18 protein-coding genes are annotated in these 24,599 nt (G+C 64.0%); 5 read left to right on the forward strand and 13 right to left on the reverse strand.

The features are described from left to right. Positions 1 to 77: 77 nt before the first annotated feature. The 3 genes from AC5P53_RS08710 (at position 78) to AC5P53_RS08720 (ending at position 5,863) form a co-directional block, all read left to right on the forward strand. On the forward strand, positions 78 to 995 hold the full coding sequence (locus AC5P53_RS08710) for a LysR family transcriptional regulator (protein ID WP_241886712.1): 918 nt from the start codon (positions 78 to 80) through the stop codon (positions 993 to 995). 555 nt (positions 996 to 1,550) lie between these two features. After that, entirely contained in the window at positions 1,551 to 1,907 is a 357-nt protein-coding gene (locus AC5P53_RS08715) for a hypothetical protein (protein ID WP_241886711.1), read from the forward strand. Between the two features lie 119 nt (positions 1,908 to 2,026). Next, complete coding sequence (locus AC5P53_RS08720; protein WP_241886710.1) at positions 2,027 to 5,863, forward strand: SIR2 family NAD-dependent protein deacylase; 3,837 nt, start codon at positions 2,027 to 2,029, stop codon at positions 5,861 to 5,863. A 198-nt stretch (positions 5,864 to 6,061) separates the two neighbouring features. On the opposite strand, the gene guaA is transcribed toward AC5P53_RS08720, so the two are convergent. The 13 genes from guaA to ndk all read right to left on the reverse strand — a co-directional run bounded on the left by guaA (position 6,062) and on the right by ndk (position 21,161). After that, complete coding sequence (gene guaA / locus AC5P53_RS08725) at positions 6,062 to 7,627, reverse strand: glutamine-hydrolyzing GMP synthase (protein WP_019661318.1); 1,566 nt, start codon at positions 7,625 to 7,627, stop codon at positions 6,062 to 6,064. After that, positions 7,624 to 8,049, reverse strand: a complete 426-nt coding sequence (locus AC5P53_RS08730) for a hypothetical protein (RefSeq protein ID WP_495227297.1) — start codon at positions 8,047 to 8,049, stop codon at positions 7,624 to 7,626. Before AC5P53_RS08730 ends, guaA begins: the two co-directional genes overlap by 4 nt. A 161-nt stretch (positions 8,050 to 8,210) precedes the next feature. Then, positions 8,211 to 9,668, reverse strand: a complete 1,458-nt coding sequence (guaB, locus tag AC5P53_RS08735) for an IMP dehydrogenase (RefSeq protein WP_032958143.1) — start codon at positions 9,666 to 9,668, stop codon at positions 8,211 to 8,213. A gap of 291 nt (positions 9,669 to 9,959) precedes the next feature. Then, on the reverse strand, positions 9,960 to 10,838 hold the full coding sequence (gene folD, locus AC5P53_RS08740) for a bifunctional methylenetetrahydrofolate dehydrogenase/methenyltetrahydrofolate cyclohydrolase FolD (protein WP_099487870.1): 879 nt from the start codon (positions 10,836 to 10,838) through the stop codon (positions 9,960 to 9,962). 177 nt (positions 10,839 to 11,015) lie between these two features. Further along, complete coding sequence (locus AC5P53_RS08745) at positions 11,016 to 12,848, reverse strand: monovalent cation:proton antiporter-2 (CPA2) family protein (protein ID WP_495227299.1); 1,833 nt, start codon at positions 12,846 to 12,848, stop codon at positions 11,016 to 11,018. Positions 12,849 to 13,191: 343 nt separating this feature from the next. Continuing rightward, positions 13,192 to 14,328, reverse strand: coding sequence for a molybdopterin-synthase adenylyltransferase MoeB (moeB, locus tag AC5P53_RS08750; protein ID WP_495227301.1), 1,137 nt, complete (start codon positions 14,326 to 14,328; stop codon positions 13,192 to 13,194). 202 nt (positions 14,329 to 14,530) lie between these two features. After that, positions 14,531 to 15,928: a ribosome biogenesis GTPase Der gene (gene der, locus AC5P53_RS08755; protein ID WP_014646861.1), complete on the reverse strand. Its 1,398-nt coding sequence runs from the start codon at positions 15,926 to 15,928 to the stop codon at positions 14,531 to 14,533. Between the two features lie 17 nt (positions 15,929 to 15,945). Continuing rightward, positions 15,946 to 17,154: an outer membrane protein assembly factor BamB gene (bamB, locus tag AC5P53_RS08760; RefSeq protein WP_014036904.1), complete on the reverse strand. Its 1,209-nt coding sequence runs from the start codon at positions 17,152 to 17,154 to the stop codon at positions 15,946 to 15,948. After that, positions 17,154 to 17,792: a YfgM family protein gene (locus AC5P53_RS08765; protein WP_014646859.1), complete on the reverse strand. Its 639-nt coding sequence runs from the start codon at positions 17,790 to 17,792 to the stop codon at positions 17,154 to 17,156. Before AC5P53_RS08765 ends, bamB begins: the two co-directional genes overlap by 1 nt. 64 nt (positions 17,793 to 17,856) lie before the next feature. After that, on the reverse strand, positions 17,857 to 18,729 hold the full coding sequence (locus AC5P53_RS08770; RefSeq protein WP_032960759.1) for a RodZ domain-containing protein: 873 nt from the start codon (positions 18,727 to 18,729) through the stop codon (positions 17,857 to 17,859). 18 nt (positions 18,730 to 18,747) lie between these two features. Beyond that, positions 18,748 to 19,533: a type IV pilus biogenesis/stability protein PilW gene (gene pilW, locus AC5P53_RS08775; RefSeq protein ID WP_041863329.1), complete on the reverse strand. Its 786-nt coding sequence runs from the start codon at positions 19,531 to 19,533 to the stop codon at positions 18,748 to 18,750. Then, complete coding sequence (gene rlmN / locus AC5P53_RS08780; RefSeq protein WP_005409296.1) at positions 19,520 to 20,725, reverse strand: dual-specificity RNA methyltransferase RlmN; 1,206 nt, start codon at positions 20,723 to 20,725, stop codon at positions 19,520 to 19,522. The genes pilW and rlmN overlap by 14 nt, the downstream gene beginning before the upstream one ends. A 10-nt stretch (positions 20,726 to 20,735) precedes the next feature. Then, positions 20,736 to 21,161 carry a nucleoside-diphosphate kinase gene (gene ndk, locus AC5P53_RS08785; RefSeq protein WP_005409295.1) on the reverse strand — a complete coding sequence of 142 codons (426 nt, stop codon included), beginning with the start codon at positions 21,159 to 21,161 and terminating at the stop codon, positions 20,736 to 20,738. A 361-nt stretch (positions 21,162 to 21,522) separates the two neighbouring features. Between ndk and AC5P53_RS08790 the strand changes: the two genes are divergently transcribed. Next, entirely contained in the window at positions 21,523 to 22,176 is a 654-nt protein-coding gene (locus AC5P53_RS08790; protein WP_014646856.1) for a TetR/AcrR family transcriptional regulator, read from the forward strand. A 39-nt stretch (positions 22,177 to 22,215) separates the two neighbouring features. Then, complete coding sequence (locus AC5P53_RS08795; protein ID WP_111206125.1) at positions 22,216 to 24,588, forward strand: 3-hydroxyacyl-CoA dehydrogenase/enoyl-CoA hydratase family protein; 2,373 nt, start codon at positions 22,216 to 22,218, stop codon at positions 24,586 to 24,588. Positions 24,589 to 24,599: the final 11 nt, after the last annotated feature.

The following is a 24,599-nucleotide window of genomic DNA, read 5'->3' on the forward strand; positions in this document are numbered from 1 at the left end:
ATGGCGACCACTTTATTCATCGCCCCAGCGGCGATAAATTGGCCCCATCGCAAAACATCTGTTCCCCGGAGAGCCAAATGAGCCGCAAGTTCGACTACCTGGGCGATGTAGAGGTGTTCCTGGCGGTGGTCGAGCACGGCTCGTTCACGGCCGGCGCGGTGGCGCTGTCCACCACGCCCTCGGTGCTGAGCCGCGCGGTCACCCGCCTGGAAGCGCGGCTGGGCCGGCAACTGCTGCAGCGGACCACCCGCCGCGTGGGCCTGACCGACGCCGGGCGGCTCTATCTGGAACAGGTGCGCACCGCCTTCGGCCTGCTGGACGACGCCGAGCGCGACGTACTGGCCCAGGACGGTGCGCTGGCCGGCCGCGTGCGCCTGAGCGTGCCCACCACCTATGGCCACTACCGGCTGCCGCCCGTGCTGGCGCGCTTTGCGCAGCAGTACCCACAGGTGCAGGTGGAACTGAACATCACCAACCGCAACGTGGACCTGGTGGCCGAGGGCTTCGACCTGGCCATCCGCCTGGGCCAGCTGCCGGACAGCGGGCTGGTGGGGCGGAAGCTGGAGGATGCGCCTTTGGTGCTGGTGGCTTCGCCGGAGTACCTGCAACGCCGGGGCGCGCCGCAGACGCTGGACGACCTGCAGCAGCACCTGTGCCTGCCCTTTGTGATGCCGCGCACGGGGCGGTTGGCGCCGTGGGCGTTCCGCGACGACGGGCGCGACGTGGACTGGCTGCCGCGTTCGTCCATCGAGACCTCCGACGATGTGCTGGGCGTGGTGTCGCTAGCCGAACAGGGTATTGGCATCTGCCAGAGCTATGAGTTCATCGTGCGCGAGCGACTGCAGCGCGGGCAGCTGGTGGAAGTGCTGCCGCAGCTGCGGGGGCGGTCGAGGCCGTTCTCGGTGATCTATGCGCCGCATCGGCGGCAGTCGGCGGCGGCGCGGGCGATGATTGAGTTGCTGGTGGGGAACGCGGCTGAGGATGGCGCTGGTTGAGGGTGCGAGGTTCGTTGGCGGTGTCGGGTTTGAACCGCTTTTCGGGATGTGCGGCTGATCGCGTGCCGTTGCTTGGCGAGGCGAACTAAGAACTGTTGCAAAGAAGGCTGTCGCGCTATTCGCTGGCGGCATGGGCGATTGCGCCACCGTGATTCGCAATCGACAGAGCATCTGCGCGAATGCGCCTGCTGGCGTCGCGTGCTGCACGAATGGTGCGTGCAACAATAGTTCTTCGCTCTCGGATTCCGCGATTCCTTCGTGAATTTCTATTGGCATTCGGAGCGTCGGCGTAAACACCATGGTGCGCCACCGAAAAAGGGTGGCAGCGGGTCTGCAAACCCGTGATGAGAGATGCACCTGTAGTTTGCGCTTGCCCGTCGGCACCGTCCTTAACCGGTGCCGGCGGGCAATCCGTCGGCCTTTCTGGCGGGCGGTGCGTGGGGGTCCTCGGGCCCACCGGTCTATGGTGCTATTTCATCCCGGTTTGCAGCCACGCATCGCCCGCCACCCGCACTCGCGGTGGCGCTGTTAAGCACAGCCACGGAAGCCGACGCCATGAACGAATCCGACACCTTCTCCTCGTACACCGTTGTTGAACCCATCAACGACGACACTCCCCTGCCCGACCTGAACTCCCTGCTAGGCATCCTCAAGCGCATGCGCGGCTGCGAGGGCGCAGATGGACTGCCCTGGCCGGAGAACGACGTGTCACCTGGCCGCCGCGTGAACTTGGCCAGGACCGAGCGCGCAATGGTGGGGCTCCTGACGGTGCTGGAAGTGCTGCATGCGGCAGACCGCTGCCGGGTGGCAGCGGAACCAGAGCGGCATCTGGATGAGGGGGTGGTTGATGGGCTGTTTCTGGCTTGTCGGGGGTTGGCTGAGTGGGCTTGTCGGGTAGTTAGGCCTGATTAGATACAGTGCTATACGCCATGTAAGCGCAAGCACTACGAAACACACCTATCTAACCGCACGGATCTTGATCCCCTGCCTACTGCTTGGCAACATAAGCCCGCAGACATGAGGAGAGAGATTTGCGATTCTTAGCAGACGGACCGTTAATTCCAGACGAACTCCTCATCGCTCGAGATCAGGGAAGAGTGATCTTCTTCTGCGGAGCTGGGGTGTCGAGAGCCCGCGCCAATCTCCCTGATTTTTTTGGGCTCGCGCAGAGGGTAGTTTCGAAACTTGGCGTTGATTCAAACAGCCCGGCATGTAGGCTAATCGAAGAGGCGAAAGAGTTTGATCGGCGCGTCGGCATTCCCGGAGTTATATCTGCCGACCGCGTTTTCGGCCTACTGGAAAGGGACTTTTCCGCAAAAGATATCGAAGAAGCAGTTGCGCTAGCCCTGAAGCCACCTGAAGATTGTGACCTAACGGCGCACAGCATTCTACTCGATCTCGCCACCACGCCGAAAGGATCCGTCCAACTGGTAACAACGAACTTTGACAGACTTTTTGATGATTGCGGGAGAAATCTCAAGGCATGGCAGCCACCAAAATTGCCTGACCCCAGGCGACCCAGTGAGATCAACGGAATCGTCTATCTCCACGGGAGGGCAAAAGCAGATTACACCGGAGCCGAAGGAGATGGCTTCATTCTCTCAAGCTCTGAATTCGGCCGAGCTTACCTATCAGATGGATGGGCAAAGACTTTCATCCGCGAGATCCTTGAGAGGTATGTAGTAGTTTTCATAGGGTACACAGCAGACGATCCGCCAGTTCACTACCTTCTCGAGGCGTTGCGCAACTCAAGGGGCACTAGAGATAAAGCCTACGCTTTTCAGGCAGGCGCGGAGAACGATGCAATTTCAAAATGGATTCACAAAGGTGTCGAAGCGATACCATATCTTGAAGAAAATTATCATTCCGCACTGTGGGACACCTTAGACGCCTGGGCGGAGCGCGCACGAGACCCCGACATCTGGCAGGACAAGGTAATACAAATGTCGCAAGGGGGGCCTGCCAAACTCCAACCCCACGAGCGCGGCCAGGTCGCGCACATCGTCTCAACTTTCGAAGGTGCAAAGAGATTCTGCGTTTCCAAGAGTCCTCCGCCTGCCGAATGGCTGTGCGTATTTGACAAGCATCGACGCTTTGAAAAGCCAGGCACCTCAGGCTCACCAGGCCAGAACGGACGGTATGTCGACCCATTCGATATCTACGGAATTGATTCCGACCCTCCCCCAAAAAAGGATGACCCTGAAGACCACTACGCAAAACGTGAGGTTCCTGCGTATTCTTGGGACGCGTTCGAAATCAGCCGACTTGATAGAACCGCTATTCGGGACGACAATCTCCCTGCCCTTCGAGGGCCGTTTTCAAGTCAATCACCGCATCTTGTGCAGCGCGTTGGGCAACTAGGCGCTTGGTTGGCACGAGTTCACGATCATTCAGCCGCCATTTGGTGGGCAGCTCATCAGACAGCCCTCCATCCAACAGTTCAGCAGATGATCTCCTGGGAGTTAGAACGAGGGGATCGGCAAGCACATCCAAGAGTCCGAAAAATTTGGCGGCAGATCTTTGAGGCATGGAACCGCAATTCCGACTTCCACTTGGCTTGGCACTCTCTGGTTAACACAATAAAGACGGACGGATGGAGTAGTGCCGCCGTTCGGCGCCTTGGCGACCTACTTAGCCCCTACCTTAGCGTAGAGCCCAGTATGTGGAGTCGTCCCGTGCCGCCAAGATCGAGAAAGGAAGGCGAAATCGACTCGGGCATCATTAATCTGGATGTCAAGTATCCTGAGCTACAGGAAGAAATTGTTATTCCGGACGAATGGGCTATTGCTTGCACCAAGGCGTTGAAACGAAACCTTGAACTGTCCATTGCACTGGAGCATGAAATTGGAGGATATGGGCTCTCCAACATTTCCCCAATCGCCCAAGGTGAAGTAGAGGATTCAGACTACCACAAGGATTACGGCCTATCCGCAGCCGTAATCAGATTCGCACGAATTTTCTCTCAACTTTCGATATTTGATATTAAATCTGCGCGAAACGAATATCTATCGTGGCCGAAAGATGACAACACTGTATTTTCACGCTTGAGAATATGGGCATCTGGCGACAGAAGAGTAGTTCGCGACCATGAATTCTCCAGTGTAATTCAATCGCTGAGCAATACTGCCTTCTGGGACAGCCATCATCAACGAGACCTTCTTCTTGTGATATCGGCACGCTGGAAAAGACTGAACAAGGCCTCTAGAGGGGCTATTGAAGATAGGATTCTGAAGGGCCCAAAAAGACTTCGCCGAGAGAGAGCTGAAGACTACATAATCCGCAAATCCTGGTCTACCGTTGAGCGCATCTATTGGCTCAAGCAAGCGGGATGCAATCTAAGCACCTCTGCAAAGGCTGAGATGGATCGTCTCCGCATTAGCATCCCAAACTGGACAGAGGAGCTGGGAGCCAGAGCCGCAGACTCGCTGCAGGGGCGCGGCGGCTGGGTGAGAACAGACACAAGCCACAGCATACTTGAGAACATTCCAGTATCAGAAATACTCTCAAAAGCGAAAGAACACAGCGGCAGGTCAAACGATTTTCTTGTTGAGAATGATCCTTTTGCCGGGCTGGTATCGGCCCGACCAGCACGCTCATTGGCGGCTTTGATTTACGCTGCACGTAACGATGAATTCCCCGTTTGGGCGTGGCGGCAGTTCCTTAGTCACGACACAAGAAAAGAGGACCGCGCTCGCCTCACTCTCGTTATTGCAGAACGATTACTCCAGCAACCCAACAGTAAATTGTCATCCATTTTGCGACCGAGCATCGACTGGCTTAAGAATGCCAGCATGAAAGTTGAGCCAAAGTGCATACCCGTACTATACAAGTTGCTTGACAAACAATTGACCATTTTGCATCACCATCCGGAGACCGGACAGTCGGGAATATTGCGGGGATCCCGCGCCCCAGACTGGACCATGGAGTCCATAAATTCACCCGTTGGCAAACTAGCGGAATGCCTATTCAACGATAGCCGTATAGTTTCCATGAAGAATAGCGAGGGCTTTCCCTCCGAATGGATATCCAGCGCCGAGCGACTCCTTTCACTTCCCGGCAATCTGCGGAGATATTCATTAGTTATATTTCTCCACCATCTTGAATGGATCTACCATGTGGATAAATCGTGGGCCGAGGAGCAACTAATCACTGCCCTAGAGAGTTCCTCCAAAGACGATCACGATGCTGCCTGGTCCGGCTTCTTGTGGGCAGCGAAGACCCCAAACAGAGATCTATATACACGACTTAAGGCCAGCATGCTGGCGCTATCAAAATCCCGCCCTTCAAATCGCCGCCAGTACACTGAAATTATTGCTGGCATGATCTTGGCAGGATGGGCCACCGCAGATGCGACGACAGGAACTCGCCTCATTTCCGATGATGAATTGCGCAGTCTGCTCGTAGCGACAGATGACGAGTTCCGATCACAAGTGCTGTGGTTAGCACGAAAATGGTCGAACGCTAGAAACCAAGGACAGTACAAACATTGGCAGAAACAACTACATGATTTACTTGACATTTGGCCAAGACATCTTTCCGCCAGGTCCCCAAATATTTCCGCGCGCCTTTGCGAAGTTGCCTTTGCTAGTGGCGAACACTTCCCGACCATCTCCACCAAAGTTCTTCCAATTCTCGGCAGGGTCGAAAGATTTAATCTGATCATCCCCGATATTCGAAATAATGGAAACACTGTCTTTGATAAATATCCACAACAGGCTCTCGCCATCCTGTATTCAGCACTTCCAACCAACGCTATTGCGTGGCCCTATGGGATCGATGAAGTACTGCAACGTATTGAGCAAGCGGACAGCTCCTTGCGCACTGACGAACGATTAATTTCGCTCAAACAGCAATGGGATTCGAGATGAGATCGAGGAAATTTCTGGATCTCACGCAAAGCCAGTCCATCCTTGAGCGAGACTGGAAAGGTACGATCCAGATAATCACCTCCTGGACATTGACGATTCATCATCAACGCCCGGAGTCTTAATCGCTGAAAATTCGATTCATGCACATCAATGGGCACAAACAACAAGGGCGCCTCTCGGCGCCCTCGTTGTTCCCACTCATTCCCACTCAATAGTAGCCGGCGGCTTCCCCGAGATGTCATAAACCACCCGCGACACCCCCCGCAACTCATTGATGATCCGGTTGCTCACCGTACCCAGGAACTCATACGGCAGATGCGCCCAATGCGCCGTCATGAAGTCGATCGTCTCCACGGCCCGCAGCGCAATCACCCACTCATAAGCGCGCGCATCGCCCACCACGCCCACCGACTTCACCGGCAGGAACACGGCAAACGCCTGGCTGGTCTTGTCGTACAGATCGGCCTTGCGCAACTCATCAATGAAGATGGCATCGGCCTTGGCCAGCAGCTCGGCGTATTCGCGCTTCACTTCGCCCAGGATACGCACGCCCAGGCCCGGGCCCGGGAACGGATGGCGGTAGACCATCGTGCGCGGCAGGCCCAGCTCGACACCCAGGCGGCGCACTTCGTCCTTGAACAGCTCGCGCAGCGGCTCCACCAGGCCAAGCTTCATGTGCTCCGGCAGGCCGCCCACGTTGTGGTGGCTCTTGATCACATGCGCCTTGCCGGTCTTGCTGCCGGCCGACTCGATCACATCCGGATAGATGGTGCCCTGCGCCAGCCACTTGGCGTTCTTCAGCTTGCTCGACTCTTCATCGAAGATCTCAACGAACAGGTTGCCGATGATCTTGCGCTTGGCTTCCGGGTCGCTCACGCCTTCCAGCGCGGCGAAGTAACGGTCGGCGGCATTCACGCGCACCACCTTCACACCCATGTGCTCGGCGAACATCGCCATCACCTGATCGCCTTCCTGCCAGCGCAGCAGGCCGGTATCCACGAACACGCAGGTCAGCTTTTCGCCGATGGCCTTGTGCAGCAGCGCGGCCACCACGGACGAATCGACGCCGCCGGACAGGCCCAGGATCACTTCGTCATCGCCCACCTGTTCGCGCACGCGGGCGATCTGGTCGTCGATGATGTTGGCGGCGGTCCACAGGGTCTGGCAGCCGCACACGTCCACCACGAAGCGGCGCAGCAGCGCCTGGCCCTGCAGGGTGTGGGTCACTTCCGGGTGGAACTGCACGCCGTACCAGCGCTTTTCTTCGTTGGCCATGGCGGCCACCGGAATGCGGTCGGTGGTGGCGGTGATGGTGAAGCCCGGCGGTGCAACGGAGACGTGGTCGCCGTGGCTCATCCAGACATTCAGCTTCGGCTCGCCGCCGTGGTCGCTCAGGCCCTTGAACAGCGCATCCGGGTTGATCACGTTCACTTCGGCGTGGCCGAACTCGCGCTGGTCAGCCGCTTCGGTGGCACCACCCAGCTGCGCGGCCAGGGTCTGCATGCCGTAGCAGATGCCGAAGATCGGCAGGCCGCTGTCGAACACTTCCTGCGGCGCGGCCGGCGCACCCGGCAGCGTGGTCGATTCCGGGCCACCGGACAGGATGATGCCCTTGGCGCCGAACGCGGCGATCTCGGCCGGGTTGTGGTCCCACGCCCAGATTTCGCAGTAGACGCCCAGCTCGCGGATGCGGCGGGCGATCAGCTGCGTGTACTGCGCGCCGAAATCGAGGATGAGGATCTTGTCGTTATGGATGTTGGTCATGGTGCCGTTCCAGTGGTGTTTTTCGCAGCGCCCGGCGCTTCAAGGCTCTGCGTCAGCGTGGCGATGAACGCCTCGCGTTGTTGAATATGTGAGGGGTCTTCCTCGTCCCAGCGCAGCATCAGCAGGCCGTGCGGTGCGTTGGGGTTGGCGCGGTCGGCGCGCGGCAGTTCGGCGATTTCCTGCACTTCGGTGCCGGGCACGATGCGCCGTTGAAAGGCGTGCATCGGGTAACCAGATGCTTTCGCAGTACCCCAATCGGCCATCGCTGCGCTCATCCGCTTCGGCTCCAACGGCCCCAGCACCGAATCGGTCACCGGATCTTCCGGGCCAGCCCACAGCTCGGTAATGCATTGCAAGGTGACCTGCAGCGGGCGCTCGCCGGTGCCTTTCAACAGCCAGCGCTGTTCGCCAGCGGCCTGCACCTGCCAGCCCTTCGGCAGCGAGAATGCGTTCTGGCAGGCCTGTACGTCCTGCAATTGCGAAACCGCCGCGCCCGGAGACCCGGAGCGCGGCGGCGGTTCGGACAACGAACAGCCTGCCATCAGCAGGCTGCCCGTGATCGCAAGAGCAGTTCGCAAGCGCATCAGGCGCGGTAGTTCGGCGGCTCTTTGGTGATCGTCACGTCGTGGACGTGGCTCTCACGCTGGCCGGCGCCGCTGATCTTCACGAACTTGGGCTTGCTGCGCATCTCGTCGATGGTGGCGCAGCCCACGTAGCCCATGGTGGCGCGCAGGCCGCCCATCAGCTGGTGGATGATGCCGCCCACCGGGCCGCGGTACGGCACGCGGCCTTCGATGCCTTCCGGCACCAGCTTGTCGGCGGTGGCGGCGTCCTGGAAGTAGCGGTCCTTCGACCCCTTCTCCATGGCAGCCAGCGAACCCATGCCGCGGTAGCTCTTGTACGAACGACCCTGGTACAGCTCGGTCTCGCCCGGCGATTCCTCGGTACCGGCCAGCAGGCCACCGACCATGATGGTCGAGGCACCGGCGGCCAGCGCCTTGCCGATGTCGCCCGAGTAGCGGATGCCACCGTCGGCGATCAGCGGGATACGGTCCTGCAGGGCTTCGGCCACCAGGTCGATGGCGGTGACCTGCGGCACGCCGACGCCGGCGACGACGCGGGTGGTGCAGATCGAGCCCGGGCCGATGCCGACCTTGACTGCGTCCGCGCCGCTGTCCAGCAGCGCCAGTGCGGCTTCGCCGGTGCAGATGTTGCCACCGATGACCTGCACGTTCGGGAAGTTCTTCTTGACCCAGCTGACGCGGTCCAGCACGCCCTGCGAGTGGCCGTGCGCGGTATCGACCACGATCACGTCCACGCCGGCGGCGACCAGCGCTTCCACGCGGCGATCGGTATCACCACCCACGCCGACGGCAGCGCCGACCAGCAGGCGGGTCGACAGATCCTTGGCAGCGTTGGGGAAGTCGGTGTTCTTCTGGATGTCCTTGACGGTAATCAGGCCACGCAGTTCGAACGAGTCATTGACCACCAGCACCTTTTCGATGCGGTTGCGGTGCAGCAGCTGCAGCACTTCATCAGACGCGGCGCCTTCCTTGACCGTGATCAGGCGATCCTTCTTGGTCATGATGTGGCGGACCGGGTCGTCCAGCTCGGTCTCGAAGCGCATGTCGCGGTGGGTCACGATGCCGGCCAGCTGGCCGTCGCTGCCCACCACCGGCACGCCGGAGATGTTGTGCGCCTGGGTCAGGGCCAGCACGTCGCGGATGGTGGTTTCCGGGCCGACGGTGATCGGGTCGCGGATGACACCGGCCTCGAACTTCTTGACCTTGGCCACTTCCGCGGCCTGCTGTTCCAGGCTGAGATTCTTGTGGATGATGCCCATGCCGCCGAGCTGGGCCATGGCGATGGCCAGGCGGGCTTCGGTGACGGTGTCCATCGCGGCGGACAGGATCGGAAGCTTCAGCTTCAGGTCTCGGGTCAACCGCGTTTCGAGGTTGACGTCCTTGGGCAGGATGGTCGAGTGGGCGGGGACGAGCGAGACGTCGTCGTAAGTGAGTGCTTCAGCCTGGATGCGCAGCATCGGCATACCCGAGATGTGGGGAAGCGCGACATTTTACCCTGTTTTCGCGTCGCGTGGCAGGGGGTAGATGCGACGCAGTGTCGCGCCGGCGGCGATCGGTTCAGGGCGACGGACCGGGGCCACGCGCCGCCTGGGAACCCCCACGGAACCGCCTTTGGTAGGTGCCAACCTTGGTTGGCACGATCCGTCCGGCACCGGCACCCCAGATGGGCCGATGGCCCCGATGGATGTGTGCCAACCAAGGTTGGCACCTACCAGGAGCAGGCCAACGGTTGCCCCCACCCCAAAAGGTCAGCTCAGCGCTTCCGCCGCTTCCAGGGTGTTCTGCATCAACGTGGCCACGGTCATCGGGCCCACGCCACCCGGCACCGGGGTGATCCAGCTCGCCCGCTGGGCAGCCGCCTCAAACCCGACATCGCCCACCAGGCGGCCGTCATCCAAGCGGTTGATGCCGACGTCGATCACCACCGCGCCCGGCTTCACCCACTCGCCCGGCACGATGCCGGGGCGGCCTACCGCCACCACCAGGATGTCGGCGTTGCGCACGGCCTGTTCCAGCACGTCCTTGGGGGTGAACTTGTGGCAGCTGGTCACGGTGCAGCCGGCAATCAGCAGCTCCAGGCCCATCGGCCGGCCCACATGGTTGCTCACGCCCACGATGGTGGCGTTGCGGCCGCGCACCGGCTGGTCGGTGTGGCCCAGCAGCGTGGTGATGCCGCGCGGGGTGCACGGGCGCAGGCCGAACTCGCGCAGGGCCAGGTGGCCGACGTTTTCCGGGTGGAAGCCGTCCACGTCCTTGCGCGGGTCGATGCGCTGGATCAGCCGGCGCGCATCGGGGATGCCCGGCAGCGGCAGCTGGATCAGGATGCCGTTGATCTTCGGATCGGCGTTGAGCTGGTCGATCAGCTCGAGCAGCTCTGCCTCGGTGGTACCGGCCGGCAGATCGTAGTCGTGTGCCTCGATGCCGACCTTCTCGGCGGCACGGCGCTTGTTGCGCACGTATACGGTCGAGGCCGGGTCGCCACCGACCAGCACCACGGCCAGGCCCGGGCGGCTGCCACCGGCCGCCACGCGGGCGTCGACGCGCACCTTCAGGCTGTCGAGCAGGTCCTCGGCGATGCGGCGGCCATCAAGAATGCGGGCAGGATGCGGGGCGGCGGAATCAGTCATCGGGGGCAGGCGTGGGGCGGCGGGGACGCTATTGTCCCTGATTCAGGCCCCCTCGCCCACCGCAGGATGGGGTCCTGACGGGGTCGGATCCCTTTGCCACAGGCAAAGGGCTCTGACCCCAGCACGACGTAGCGGGTCAGAGCCCTTTCCGCTGGAAAGGGATCCGACCCGCAAACGCTATTCTTCCTCTTCCGGCACGTCCTGCGGGTTCAACGTCTTGCTCGCCCGCTTCGGCGCGGTGAACGGCGTCGGCGTCGGCACGCCCTGGGCTGAATTGCCGAACACCATCTTGGCGCCGGCATTCAAGCCACCACCGGCAATCTCCAGCTCGAAACGCTCGGCATCGCGGCGACGGATCTGCTCGGCAATCTCCACCGCGTCGCCTTCATCCGCACCCAGTTCCACCAGCGCGGCCTGGCCGAACAGCACCGCCGACTCAAACGTCTCGCGGATCTGGAAATCGACACCGGCATGGATCAGCCGCAGCGAATGCTCGCGGTCGAACGAGCGCACCATCAGCTTGGCCTGCGGGAACTCGTGCGACACCAGTTCGACGATGCGGTCGGCGGCCTCGGCCTTGTCCACGCACACCGCAATCGCACGCGCGGTGGCCGCGCCCGAGGCATGAAGCACGTCCAGTCGCGTACCGTCGCCGTAGTAGATCTTGAAACCGAAACGCGCGGCGCTCTGGATCATCTCCACGTCGTTGTCGATGATGGTCACGTCCACATCGCGCGCCAGCAGCGACTGGCTGGCGACCTGGCCGAAGCGGCCGAAGCCGATCAGCAGCACACTGCCGGACAGACCCTCGGCCTCGTCCACGCCGTCCATGTTCACCGTCGGCTTCGGCGCGATGCGCTTGTAGACCAGCACCACCAGCGGGGTCAGCGCCATCGACAACACCACCACGGCGGTGAAGTTGGCATTGATCTCCAGGTTGATCACGCCGGCTGAGGCGGCAGCGGAGAACAGCACGAAGGCGAACTCGCCACCCTGCGCCATCAGCACGCCGCGATCCAGCGCCTGCGCGTGGTCACTGCCCATGATGCGCGCGACCACGTAGATGCACAGCGCCTTGGCCACCATCAGCGCCAGCACCAGGCCGAGGATCAGCTGCCAGTTGCCAGCCACCACGCCCAGGTCCAGCGCCATGCCCACGCTGAGGAAGAACAGGCCCAGCAGGATGCCGCGGAACGGTTCGATGTCCGCCTCGATCTGGTGGCGGAAGGTCGACTCGCTCAGAAGCACGCCCGCGAGGAACGCGCCCATCGCCATCGACAGGCCGGACAGCTGCATCAACAGCGCCGCGCCCAGCACCACCAACAATGCGGCGGCGGTCATCACCTCGCGCGCCTTCGATTCGGCCAGCACGCGGAACAGCGGATTGAGCAGGAAGCGGCCGACCAGCACCAGGCCGACGATGGCGCCGACCCCGATCGCCACTGACAGCCAGCGCGAACCCTCGCCATCGGCACTGCCCGCGCTCGGGCCCATCCACGCCACCAGCGCCAGCAGCGGCACGATCAGCAGATCTTCGAACAGCAGGATGGAGACGATCTTCTGCCCCGACGGCAGCGCGATGTCACCGCGCTCGGCCAGCAGCTGCATCACCACTGCGGTGGATGTGAGCACAAAGCCGGTGGCACCGATGAAGGCCACCTGCCACGGCAACCCGAACAGCTTGGCGATGCTGGTCAGCACCAGCGCACAGGTGACGATCTGCAGCGTGCCCAGCCCGAAGATTTCCTTGCGCAGGCTCCACAGGTGCGAGGGCCGCATCTCCAGGCCGATCACGAACAGGAACATCACCACGCCGAGCTCGGCGGTATGCAGGATCGCCTGCGGGTCGGAGAACCAGCCCAGCCCGAACGGTCCGATCGCCAGGCCAGCGGCGAAGTAGCCCAGTACCGAGCCCAGGCCGGCCCGACGGAACAAAGGCACCATCACCACCGCCGCGCCCAACAGGGCGACGACCTTGACCAGCTCGCTGGTCGCTGCTTCTACCGCCATGCGGTGTGTTCCCCAAGATCCAGAATCGCGTTCAACAATAGAGCAATGCCGATGACGGCAATAGCACGCATGTTGCGCCGGATTGTCTTGGAGATGGAACGATACCGGGAGTGACCCCCAGCATCATCCCGAAACCATGCATCCGCGTCGGTGGGTGCCAACCTTGGTTGGCACAACCACAACCTGTAGAGCCGAGCCCACGCTCGGCTGCTCTTCGTGCCGAGGCCAGAAGCAGCCGAGCATGGGCTCGGCTCTACAGTAGATCCACGCCATGCGTGGATGAATCCCCGGCCAGGTTCCCCGCCGTGGATCCACGCCATGCGTGGATGACGCCCGGCCGGGTTCACCCACCCCGGCAGAACGCGGCGTAATCGATATATCCCGGGAACGGCACGCCCGGCGCGCACACCGGGCAATGCGGGTCCGGCCGGATGCCGGTCTCACGGAAGCGCATGCCCAGCGCGTCGAAGCGCAGCAGGCGGCCAACCAGCGGCTCACCGATGCCCAGCAGCAGCTTCAGCACCTCGGTCGCCTGCAGCACACCAGCCAATCCCGGCAGCACACCCAGCACACCGGCCTCGGAGCAGTTCGGCGCGAACTCCGGCGGCGGTGGCTCCGGGAACAGGCAGCGGTAGCACGGCGCCACGCCGCGCTGGCGGCCAGCGTCAAATACGCTTACCTGGCCGTCAAAGCGCTCGATGGCGGCATACACCAGCGGCGTGGCGTGCTTGATGCAGGCGTCGTTGAGCAGGTAGCGCAGCGGGAAGTTGTCCGAGCCATCCAGCACCACATCCACCCCGGCCAGCAGCGCATCCACGTTCTCGGACGTGACCCGCTCAGGCACCGCCTCGACGTCGATCGACGGGTTCAACGCCAGCAGCCGCTCGCGCGCCGAATCGACCTTGAACTGGCCGACGCTGGCTTCGGTATGCACGATCTGCCGGTGCAGGTTGCTGCGCTCCACGCGGTCATGGTCGGCGAAGCGCAGGTGCCCTACCCCGGCGGCGGCTAGGTAGAAACCAGCCGGCGCGCCCAGCCCACCCGCGCCCAGCACCAGCACGCGTGATTGCTGCAGCCGGCGCTGGCCGGCCTCGCCCACCTGTGGCAGCAGCAGGTGGCGCGAATAGCGATCGTAGAAGTCGCGGTCGGCGGCGCTGGCCAGCGGCTGCACCAGCGGCAGCCACTGCTCGCGCCAGGCCACGGTGCCGCCGGTCACGGAAGCGACGCGGGTGTAGCCGGCCTCCAGCAGGAACTGCGCGGCGTCGGCCGAGCGCTTGCCGCTCTGGCAGATCAGCAGGATCTCCTGGTCGTGCCGCGGCAGGTGTGCGGCCGGGTCGGCCTGCAGCTCGTCCTTTGCCACGCCGCGCGCGCCCTCGGCCATGCCGCCGACCCGCTCGTGCGCCTCGCGCACATCGATCAGCACCGCGCCATGGGCCAGGCGCTCGCGCGCCTGCGCGGGGGAAAGCTCTTGGATGCTCATGGCCGCATTATCGCGCACGTGGCGGCAGGCCGCCTTGACCAGCATCTGTAGAGCCGAGCCTATGCTCGGCTCTACGGGTCCACCGCAGGCCTGCGGTAGCGCCCGCCCTGCACCCGGGGTCAGATCCCTTTTCCGGAGGAAATGGGATCTGACCCCATTCTCCGCAACGAAAAAGGCGGCCCTGCGGCCGCCTTCTCGTGAATCACTTGCCCTTGACGTGCTTCATCAAGCGCCGCTTGGCCTTGACCTGCCGCTCGGTGAGGACGTTCTTCTTGCCCTCGTACGGGTTGGTACCCTCGCGGAAGATGAAGCTCACCGGCGTGCCTATCAGCTTGAAGCGCTTGCGGAAGAAGTTCTCCAGGTAGCGCTTGTACGACTCCTGCAGCTCCTTCAGGCGGGTGCCGTGCACGATGAAGGTCGGCGGGTTGGAACCGGCCGGGTGCACGTAGCGCAGCTTGGAGACGTGGCCGCGGATGGTCGGCGGCGGGTTGGTCTCGTAGGCCACTTCCAGCGCCTTGTTCACTTCGCTGGTGGTGAAGGTCTTGTTCGCCGATTCGTGCGCGCGGTGCACCGCGCGGAACAGCTCACGCAGGCCCGAACCATGCTTGGCCGAGATGCGCACCGACTCGGCCCACGGCACGAAGCCCAGCTTCAGCGACAGCATGGTTTCGGCCTGCTCACGCTGGTACTCGGTCAGGCCATCCCACTTGTTGATGGCGATCACCAGTGCGCGGCCGGCGTCGAGCACGGCACCGAGCACGGTGGCGTCCTGGTCGGTCACGCCTTCGGTGGCGTCGAGCATCAGCACGGCCACCTGGCACTGCTCGATCGACTGCATGGTCTTGACCACCGAGAACTTCTCGACGACCTCGTCCACGCGCGACCGACGGCGCAGGCCGGCGGTATCGATCAGGCGGTACTCGCGGCCATCACGCTCCAGGTCCACCGCGATCGAGTCGCGGGTGGTGCCCGGCACGTCGGAGGCGATCATGCGCTCCTCGCCGAGGATGCGGTTGACCAGGGTCGACTTGCCCACGTTCGGGCGGCCGACGAAGGCGATGCGGATGCGGTTCGGATCGTTGTCCAGCTCTTCGCCGCTGCCTTCTTCCGGCAGGCGCTGGATCACTTCGTCCAGCAGGTCGTCCAGGCCCTGGCGATGCGCGGCCGACACGGTCAGCATCTCGCCGAAGCCGTAACGGGCGAACTCCGAACGCACGGTGTCCTCGTCGGTGCCGTCGATCTTGTTGATCAGCAGCAGCGTCGGGCGCGACAGCTTACGCAGCCAGGCCAGGATCTCGTCGTCCATCGCCGAGGTACCCTCACGGGCGTCGACCACGAACAGGATCAGGTCGGCTTCCGCCGCAGCGGCGCGGGCCTGGCGGGTGGTAGCCCCTGCCAGACCCTCTTCCTCTTCCGCGATACCGCCGGTGTCGACGACGAGGAAATGATTGTCCTCGTCCAGCCGGCAGACACCGTAGTTGCGGTCGCGGGTGACGCCGGGCTGGTCATGGACCAGCGCGTCACGGGTGCGGGTAAGCGCATTGAAAATAGTCGACTTGCCGACATTCGGCCGTCCAACCAGGGCGACCAAAGGCAGCATCGCGATTACTCCAATTTTTAATTTGCCAACCGGAAGGCGGTCAGCTTGCCATCAACGTTCTGCACCAGCAGCACCCCGTCTGCGACGACCGGCTGGGCCAGCAGGGCGTCGCCGCCACTTTTTGCCCGTGCCGCCATCGCACCATCGGACGCCTGCAACCAGTGCACGTATCCCTTGTAGTCGCCGACCACCACGTAGTCGCCGTGCAGCGCCGGGCCGGTCAGCGAACGACGGGCCAGCGCGGTCTGCGACCACATGGCCGCGCCGCTGGCCTTGTCCAGGCCGAACACGCCGCCCTTGTTGTCGGTGACGAACACATTGCCCGACGACACCGCCACGCCACCGGCACCGCCATGGTCGCGCGCCCACAGCGGGCGACCGGTCGGGCCTTCGATGGCCATGGTCTGGTTCTTGAAGCTGCTCACGTAGAGGGTGTTGCCCTCCAGCACCGGAGCGCCGTCGACGTCGGCCATGCGCTCCAGCTCGGTGCGGCCTTCGCCGTTGCCGAGGTTCTGCTCCCACAGCGTGCGGCCGTCCTGCTGGGCCAGGGCCGCAACCGCGCCCTCGTCCTTGCCGATGAACAGCACGCCCGGGCCGGTCACCACCGGCGCGTTGCCACGCACGGTCAGCGCCGGCAGCTCGCTCGGGTTGAACCACTTCTGCGTGCCGTTGCCGGCATCGAAGCCGGTAACGCGGCCGTCGTTGCTGCGCACGTAGACCATGCCCTGGGCAACGGCCGGCGCGGCGATGACTTCACCCGGAACACGGGCGCGCCACTTCTCGCTGCCATCGTTGATATCCAGCGCGATGACCTGGCCATCCAGCGTGCCGATCACGACCAGGTTCTCACCGACACCCGGGCCGCCGGACAGGCGCAGCTTCGCCTTCTTCTTTTCCTTCTTCGGCTCCCAGGTCCAGACCTTCTTGCCGGTCTGCAGGTCGATGGCGTGCACGCCACCGGTGATCGCGGCAGCAAACACGTGGCCGTTGGCGACCGCCGGGCCCTGGCGCACGCCGATGCGGCGCTCGCCCTTGCCGAGGTTGACCGACCAGGCCTTGCTGACCTTCAGGGTCGGCTCGAACTTGACCAGCTCAGCCGGTTCCTGTGCCTTCTTCGCGGCCGCGTCCTTGCCGGCGAACCAGCCCTTCATGGTGCTGCAGCCGGTCAGGGCCATGCCCATCAGGAGCACGGTGGCGACGCGGGTGATCATGACCTTCTGACTCATCAAACCGACTCCGCAGGGGCGGCGACGGTGCCGCCGGCGTCCATAACCTTGGTTTCCAGCAGGCGCCGCTGCGGCGCTGCCACGTCCAGCGTCTTCAGCGCCTTCTCGTACTGTGCACGGGCCTCATCACGCTTGCCCTGCGCCATCAGCGCATCGCCATGGATTTCCAGGCTGCTGCTGTCGGTCGCGCTGCCCAGCAGCTTGATGGCCTCGTCGCTCTTGCCGGTGGCCACCAGCAGGCGGGCCACACGCTGGTCGACCACGCGCTGCAGGTCACCTTCGACCTTCACATTGCGCAGGGTCGCCAGTGCCTCTTCATTCTTGCCGGCGTCGACCTGGGCCTTGGCCAGCTGCAGCGCCGCGAGGTCGCCGTAGATGCTGGACGGGCCGGCTTCGAGCGCCTTGACCGCCTTGGCAGCGTCGTCAAGCTTGTTCTGCTGCAGGCCCTGCAGGGCCTTCTGGTACTCGACATTGGCCGAGGCCAGCTTGCCGCCCTGATCCTTCTGGTACCACTGCCAGCCAGCAATGGCACCGATGGCGATGACTACGCCACCGAGGATGCTGGCGCCATTCTTCCGCAGCCAGCTGCGGACGCGTTCACTTTGTTCGTGCTCGTCGAGCAGATCGTCGATCGCCATGCGTACTCTCGCCCCGCCCGTCGGGAGGGACCATTGGGATTATCGAAGGTGGTGAAACCGCGCCTCAGTGCGAAACCGGGACCACGGAGCCTTCAGAGGATACCTGAAAGCGTGCCACGTTGGCTCGCTGGTAGGGGGTCAGATCGACGATAGCGCCGTTCTGCTGAACCTGGACCGCCGAGGCGTTGCCCAGGGTCACCCGGGTCACCTGGCCCGGCGTGAAGCTGCGGGTCTCGCCGGACCTGATCAGCGCCTTCTCGACGGTGCTGCCGTCCGGACCCCCGATGTCGACCCAGCTGTCGCCGCTGAACTGCATTTCCAGCGCGTTGCCGGCAGCCGCCGGAGCCGGCGCCGGGCGCGGCACCGGGGCCAGCGAGGCCACGTACGGGGTGGCCGCCGGCTTGCTGGCCGGGGCGGTGGCCGCTTCGGCCGGCGCGACAGCCTCGGCACCGGCCGTGGACGGGGTAACCGGCACGGCGGCCGGGATCACATCCAGCGAGGCGGTGCTCGGCGACGGGGTCGCGCTGCCGTCGAAGTGGCCACGGGTGGCGAACCACACCGGCACCGCCAGCACGGCGGTGATGCCGACATACAGCACGCGCCGGCCGAGGTTCTCGGCGATGCGGCGCGCACGCGGGGTATGGGTATGGCTGACCAGGGTGGGCGGAACCACCGGGCCGACCTGGGCCTGTTCCAGCAGCTGGCCGACATCCACGTCGAGCAGGCGCGCATAGCTGCGCAGCTGGCCACGCACGAACACCGGCGCCCCCAGCTTCTGCCATTGTTCCTCTTCCAGCGACTTGACCACCTGGACCGGCATGCGCAGGCGCGAGCCGACATCTTCGAGGGTCAGTCCGGCCGCTTCGCGGGCCTGGCGCAGGCGGGTGCCGCAGCCGGCCGCAGTCTCGAGAGCGCTCACAGTCTGGTCATCAATCACAATGCATCAACCCTGGAGTTAGGAGCCCGCGTCCTGCGGAAATTCCTGTCGAATCCGCTGCAGATAACGATCAGATGCCGCCCGATCGCCCAGCTTCACTTCGATTTGAGACGCAAGTTGTAACACGGAACGCGTTGCGGGTGCAGCCGCAATCCTACGTTCGGCGAAGGCCCGGGCCTCCATGTAGCGGCCCTGGCGGTAGCTCAGCTGGGCCATCGACTCCAGCGCGACCGGGTTGGCCGGGGCCGCCACGAGCGCCGCACGCAGGTCGCGTTCGGCGCGTTCAAGCTGGCCCGCGTCCAGTGCGCAGCTGCCGGCATTGGCCTGGGCTTCTCCCGGGGTGGCATAACCCGGCGCCTGCAACGCGCGGTCGAACCAGACCAGCGATTCGGCCGGCTGGCCCTGCTGGCACAGCCAGGCACCGTAATTGTTGAGCACGTCGCCGCGCTGCGGCGCCAGTTCGGCGGCCTTGCGGAAGTTCTCACCGGCTTGGCGGGTGCGGCCACGACGGTCATCGATGCCGGCTTGGAGCACCAGCGCATCGGGCGCCTCGGGCGCCAGCTTCAGTGCTTCGCGCACCTTGCGCTCGGCGGCATCGAGATTGCCGACCTGCATGTCGCGGGTCGCCAGCGTCAACAGGTCGCGCCAGCGCACTTCGCGCCGCACGCTTTCCGGGTCACCCACCGAATAGACCGGCGCCTGGCTCGGACCGAGCTTGGCCTTGGGATGGGATTTGCAGCCGCCGACCGCAACGGCCAGCACGCCTGCGAGAAGCGCCAGCCAGAGGCGGTCAGGCCGCGGCATCGCTCCCCTTCCCCGCCTGCAGCGTCTTGTTGAACTCCGCCTGGCGGCGGGTGCGGTCCATCACCTGGCCCTTGAGCTGGCCACAGGCGGCGTCGATGTCGTCGCCACGGGTGCGGCGGACCATGGTCAGCACGTTGCTGTCGAGCAGGATCTTCTGGAAGGCGCGGATGTGCGCTTCTTCCGAACGCTCGTAGCGGGTGCCCGGGAACGGATTGAAGGGAATCAGGTTGACCTTGCCCGAATCCTTGGCCTGCACCGCGTTGTCGAACTGGCGCATCAGGCGGGCCAATTCGCGGGCATGCTCGGGCTTGTCGTTGATGCCCTTCATCAGGGTGTATTCAAAGGTGACCGATTCGCGGCGCTTGTTGGCGCGCAGGTAGCGTGCGCACGAGGCCATCAGCTCGGCGATCGGGTACTTCTTGTTGAGCGGCACCAGGGTTTCGCGCAGCGCATCGTTCGGCGCATGCAGCGACACCGCCAGCGAGACGTCGCTCTCGGCGGACAAGCGGTCGATCTGCGGCACCAGGCCGGAGGTCGACAGGGTCACGCGCTTGTTGGCCAGGCCGTAGCCCAGGTCGTCGCGCATCACGCTCATGGCGCGCACGACGTTGTCGAAATTCATCAGCGGCTCGCCCATGCCCATCATCACCACGTTGGTGAGGCGGCGCATCTGGTGCGGCACGTTGCCCAGGTGGCGCGCGGCAACCCACACCTGGCCGATGATCTCGGCGGTGGTCAGGTTGCGGTTGAAGCCCTGGGTGGCGGTGGAGCAGAACGTGCAGTTCAGGCCGCAACCGACCTGCGAGGACACGCACAGCGTGCCGCGGGTCTTGTCCGGGATGTACACGGTCTCGATGGCGTTCTTGCCATCCACGCCCATCGCCAGCAGCCACTTGTGGGTGCCGTCGGCGGAGGGCTTGTCGAACACGATGTTCGGAACCAGCACCTCGGCATGGGCCTGCAGCTTGGCGCGCAGGACCTTGCCGAGGTCGGTCATTTCATCGAAATCGGTGACGTAGCGATGGTGGATCCACTTCATCACCTGGTGGGCACGGAACTTCTTTTCGCCGAGAACCTCGACGAAGAACTTCTCCAGGCCCGCGCGATCGAGGTCGAGCAGGTTCTGCTTGCCAGCCGTGGGTGCCGACTTCGGCAGCGGCTGGATGGCGGGGGACTGTACGACCTCGTTCACGGCATTACTCTCAGCGCGAAACGACTTCGGTGGCGGCGAAGAAGTAGGCGATTTCAATCGCGGCATTCTCGACCGAGTCCGAGCCGTGGGCGGCGTTGGCATCGATGGATTCGGCGAAGTCGGCGCGGATGGTGCCCGGCGCGGCTTCCTTCGGGTTGGTGGCGCCCAGCAGGTCGCGGTGGGCCAGGACGGCGTTCTCGCCTTCCAGGGCCTGGATCATCACCGGGCCGGAGATCATGAACTCGACCAGCGCGTTGAAGAACGGACGCTCGCGGTGCACGGCGTAGAAGCCTTCGGCTTCACGGCGCGACAGCTGCTTGTACTTGGCGGCCACGACCTTCAGGCCGGCCTTCTCGAAGCGGGCGTAGATTTCGCCGATGACGTTCTTGGCAACGGCGTCCGGCTTGATGATCGAAAGGGTGCGCTCCAGCGCCATGGGATGTCTCCAATGGAATCGGGCCGCTGATGGCCCGAAGGGTAACATGAAAAAAACCCGCGTCGGGACGCGGGCTTAGCCTGATAAACGTAGGCGAATTGTAAAAGATAAAGCGGCGGCATGGTAGTGCCGGTCGCCGGCCGGCAAACCCTCATGGCAGGGGTCAGATCCCCACAGGGGCTCTGACCCCATTCCGGGCCCAGTGTCGGGGTCGGAGCCCCTGCGGGGATCCGACCCCTACCCCATTCACCCACCTGAGTGAAATCTGACCGGACCGGCCGATTTTGCTGCACTGCAAAATGCCATACGCTACCGTCTGGTCCTAGTATCAAACAATCGTTTGATTAAGGTCCGCCCGCCGATGGCCAAACCCGCCCACTTCTCGACCAAGGACCGCATTCTCGGCGCGGCCGAGGAGCTGTTCGCACAGCACGGCTTCGCCGGCACTTCGCTGCGCCAGGTGACCAGCCAGGCCGACGTCAACATCGCAGCGGTCAACTACCACTTCGGCTCCAAGGAGAACCTGGTCAACGAGGTGTTCCGCCGCCGCATGGACGAGATGACCGGCGCCCGCCTGTCGCAGCTCGAACGCGCCCGCAGCGAACACCCCGGGCAGCTGCGCCCGGTGCTGGCCGCGTTCGTCGAGCCGGCATTGGCGCTGGCCCAGGACCGCCAGAACGGCGGTGCCTTCGTGCGCGTGATCGCCCGCGCCTACGCCGAGAAGAACGACAACCTGCGCAAGTTCCTGTCCGACCACTACGGCCACGTGCTGCGTGCGTTCGGCAAGGCCATCGGCGAGTGCGTACCCGACCTGAGCAAGGAAGAGCTGTACTGGCGCCTGGATTTCCTGGCCGGCTCGCTCACCTATGCCATGGCCGACTTTGGGCTGATCAAGCGTCCCGCCGGTGTCACTGAAGCGGCGCATCGTGCCCATGCCGCCCACGAACTGATCCATTTCGCCGAAGCCGGGTTCCGCGCCGCCGCTCGCGCCAGCGCCCTGCCCGCTTCCCTTTGATTCCACCCAGTAACTGCTGACCAACAAAGGCCCTACACCATGTCCAATTCCCTGCTAGTCCGCCGCGCCGCCGTGCTGGGTGCCGGCGTCATGGGTGCCCAGATCGCTGCCCACCTCACCAACGCTGGCGTCGACACCGTGCTGTTCGACCTGCCCGCCAAGGAGGGTCCGGCCGACGGCATCGTGCTGAAGGCGATCGCCAACCTGGGCAAGCTGAGCCCGGCACCGCTGGCCAGCAAGTCGCTGGCCGAAGCCATCACTCCGGCCAACTACGAGTCCGGCCTGGAGCAGCTGAAGGACTGCGACCTGATCATCGAGGCCATCGCCGAGCGCATGGACTGGAAGCAGGACCTGTACAAGAAGATCGCGCCGTTCGTGGCCGACCACGCGGTGCTGGCCTCCAACACCTCGGGCCTGGGCATCAACAAGCTGGCCGACGTGCTGCCCGAGCAGCTGCGCCACCGCTTCTGCGGCGTGCACTTCTTCAACCCGCCGCGCTACATGCACCTGGCCGAGCTGATCCCGGCCACCACCACCGACGCCGCCGTGCTGGAAGGCCTGGAAGAGTTCCTTGTCACCACCCTGGGCAAGGGCGTGGTGTACGCCAAGGACACCCCGAACTTCATCGGCAACCGCATCGGCGTGTTCTCGATCCTGTCCACCATCCACCACACCCAGCAGTTCGGCCTGGGCTTCGATGAAGTGGACGGCCTGACCGGTCCGCTGGTCGGCCGCCCGAAGTCGGCCACCTACCGCACCTCCGACGTGGTCGGCCTGGACACCATGGCCCACGTCATCAAGACCATGGGCGACACCCTGCCGAATGACCCGTGGCATGAATTCTTCAAGTCGCCGAAGTGGCTGGACGCGCTGATTTCCAAGGGCGCGCTGGGCCAGAAGACCGGTGCCGGCATCTTCCGCAAGGTCGGCAAGGACATCGTGGTGCTGGACCTGGAGAAGCAGGACTACCGTCCGGCCGATCGCGCTGCCGTGCCGGAAGTGGTCGAGATCCTGAAGATCAGGAACCCGGCCGAGAAGTTCGCCAAGCTGCGCGAGAGCCAGCACCCGCAGGCGCAGTTCCTGTGGGCGACCTTCCGCGACCTGTTCCACTACAGCGCCTACCACCTGGCCGACATCGCCGAGACCGCGCGCGACGTCGACCTGGCCATCCGCTGGGGCTACGGCTGGTCGCTGGGCCCGTTCGAGACCTGGCAGGCCGCCGGCTGGAAGCAGGTGGCGCAGTGGATCGCCGATGACATCGTCGCCGGCAAGAGCATGAGCAACGCGCCGCTGCCGGACTGGGTGTTCGATGGCCGCGACGGCGTGCATGCCGCCGAAGGCAGCTACAGCCCGTCGCGCAACGCCAAGCTGCCGCGCTCGTCGCTGCCGGTGTACCAGCGCCAGCGCTTCCCCGATCCGCTGCTGGGCGAGACGTTCGCGCCGGGCGAGACCGTGTTCGAGAACGACGGCCTGCGCATGTGGCACGACGGTGATGGCATCGCCGTGGTCAGCTTCAAGACCAAGATGAACACCGTGTCCGACCAGGTGCTGGACGGCCTGCAGGAATGCGTGAGCCGCGCCGAGAAGGACTTCCAGGGCCTGGTGATCTGGCAGCAGAAGGAACCCTTCTCCGCCGGTGCCGACCTGGCCGGCGCGCTGGGCCTGCTGCAGGCCGGCAAGGTCGACCAGTTCGAAGAAATGGTTGCCAACTTCCAGCGCACCAGCCAGCGCATCAAGTACTCGCTGGTGCCAGTGGTGGCTGCCGTGCGCGGCCTGGCCCTGGGTGGCGGCTGCGAGTTCCAGATGCACAGCGCCAAGACCGTGGCCTTCCTGGAAAGCTACATCGGCCTGGTCGAGGCCGGCGTCGGCCTGCTGCCGGCCGGTGGTGGCCTGAAGGAACTGGCCGTGCGCGCCTCGCAGGCCGCGGGCCCGGGCGGCGACGTGTTCGCCGAACTGAAGAAGACCTTCGAGACCGTGGCGATGGCGAAGGTGTCCAACTCGGCGGTCAACGCCAAGGAACTGGGCCTGCTGCGCAGCACCGACAAGGTGGTGTTCAACAGCTACGAGGCCCTGCACATCGCCAAGGCCGAAGCACGCGCCCTGGCCGAAGCGGGTTACCGCCCGCCGCTGCCGGCACGCCGCATCCAGGTGGCCGGTGACGTGGGTATCGCCACCTTCAAGATGATGCTGGTCAACATGCTGGAAGGCCGCTTCATCAGCCCGTACGACTACGAGATCGCCGAGCGCATCGCTACCGTGCTGTGCGGTGGCAAGGTCGACCGCGGCACCCTGGTCGACGAAGAGTGGCTGCTGACCCTGGAGCGCAAGCACTTCGTCGAACTGGCCCAGCAGGAAAAGACCCAGGCCCGCATCGCGCACATGCTGAAGACCGGCAAGCCGCTGCGTAACTGATCGCCCATCCC

The sequence above is a fragment of the Stenotrophomonas sp. YJH_SMC_82 genome, from assembly GCF_059368875.1.

What these genes read in the sequence shown, in the direction of transcription:
- guaB (WP_032958143.1), bottom strand. Translation starts at nt 9,668, where the DNA reads ATGCTGCGCATCCAGGCTGAAGCACTCACTTACGACGACGTCTCGCTC.
- AC5P53_RS08715 (WP_241886711.1), top strand. Translation starts at nt 1,551, where the DNA reads ATGAACGAATCCGACACCTTCTCCTCGTACACCGTTGTTGAACCCATC.
- guaA (WP_019661318.1), bottom strand. Translation starts at nt 7,627, where the DNA reads ATGACCAACATCCATAACGACAAGATCCTCATCCTCGATTTCGGCGCG.
- AC5P53_RS08745 (WP_495227299.1), bottom strand. Translation starts at nt 12,848, where the DNA reads ATGGCGGTAGAAGCAGCGACCAGCGAGCTGGTCAAGGTCGTCGCCCTG.
- ndk (WP_005409295.1), bottom strand. Translation starts at nt 21,161, where the DNA reads ATGGCGCTGGAGCGCACCCTTTCGATCATCAAGCCGGACGCCGTTGCC.
- der (WP_014646861.1), bottom strand. Translation starts at nt 15,928, where the DNA reads ATGCTGCCTTTGGTCGCCCTGGTTGGACGGCCGAATGTCGGCAAGTCG.
- pilW (WP_041863329.1), bottom strand. Translation starts at nt 19,533, where the DNA reads ATGCCGCGGCCTGACCGCCTCTGGCTGGCGCTTCTCGCAGGCGTGCTG.
- moeB (WP_495227301.1), bottom strand. Translation starts at nt 14,328, where the DNA reads ATGAGCATCCAAGAGCTTTCCCCCGCGCAGGCGCGCGAGCGCCTGGCC.
- folD (WP_099487870.1), bottom strand. Translation starts at nt 10,838, where the DNA reads ATGACTGATTCCGCCGCCCCGCATCCTGCCCGCATTCTTGATGGCCGC.
- AC5P53_RS08790 (WP_014646856.1), top strand. Translation starts at nt 21,523, where the DNA reads ATGGCCAAACCCGCCCACTTCTCGACCAAGGACCGCATTCTCGGCGCG.
- AC5P53_RS08795 (WP_111206125.1), top strand. Translation starts at nt 22,216, where the DNA reads ATGTCCAATTCCCTGCTAGTCCGCCGCGCCGCCGTGCTGGGTGCCGGC.
- bamB (WP_014036904.1), bottom strand. Translation starts at nt 17,154, where the DNA reads ATGAGTCAGAAGGTCATGATCACCCGCGTCGCCACCGTGCTCCTGATG.
- AC5P53_RS08710 (WP_241886712.1), top strand. Translation starts at nt 78, where the DNA reads ATGAGCCGCAAGTTCGACTACCTGGGCGATGTAGAGGTGTTCCTGGCG.
- AC5P53_RS08765 (WP_014646859.1), bottom strand. Translation starts at nt 17,792, where the DNA reads ATGGCGATCGACGATCTGCTCGACGAGCACGAACAAAGTGAACGCGTC.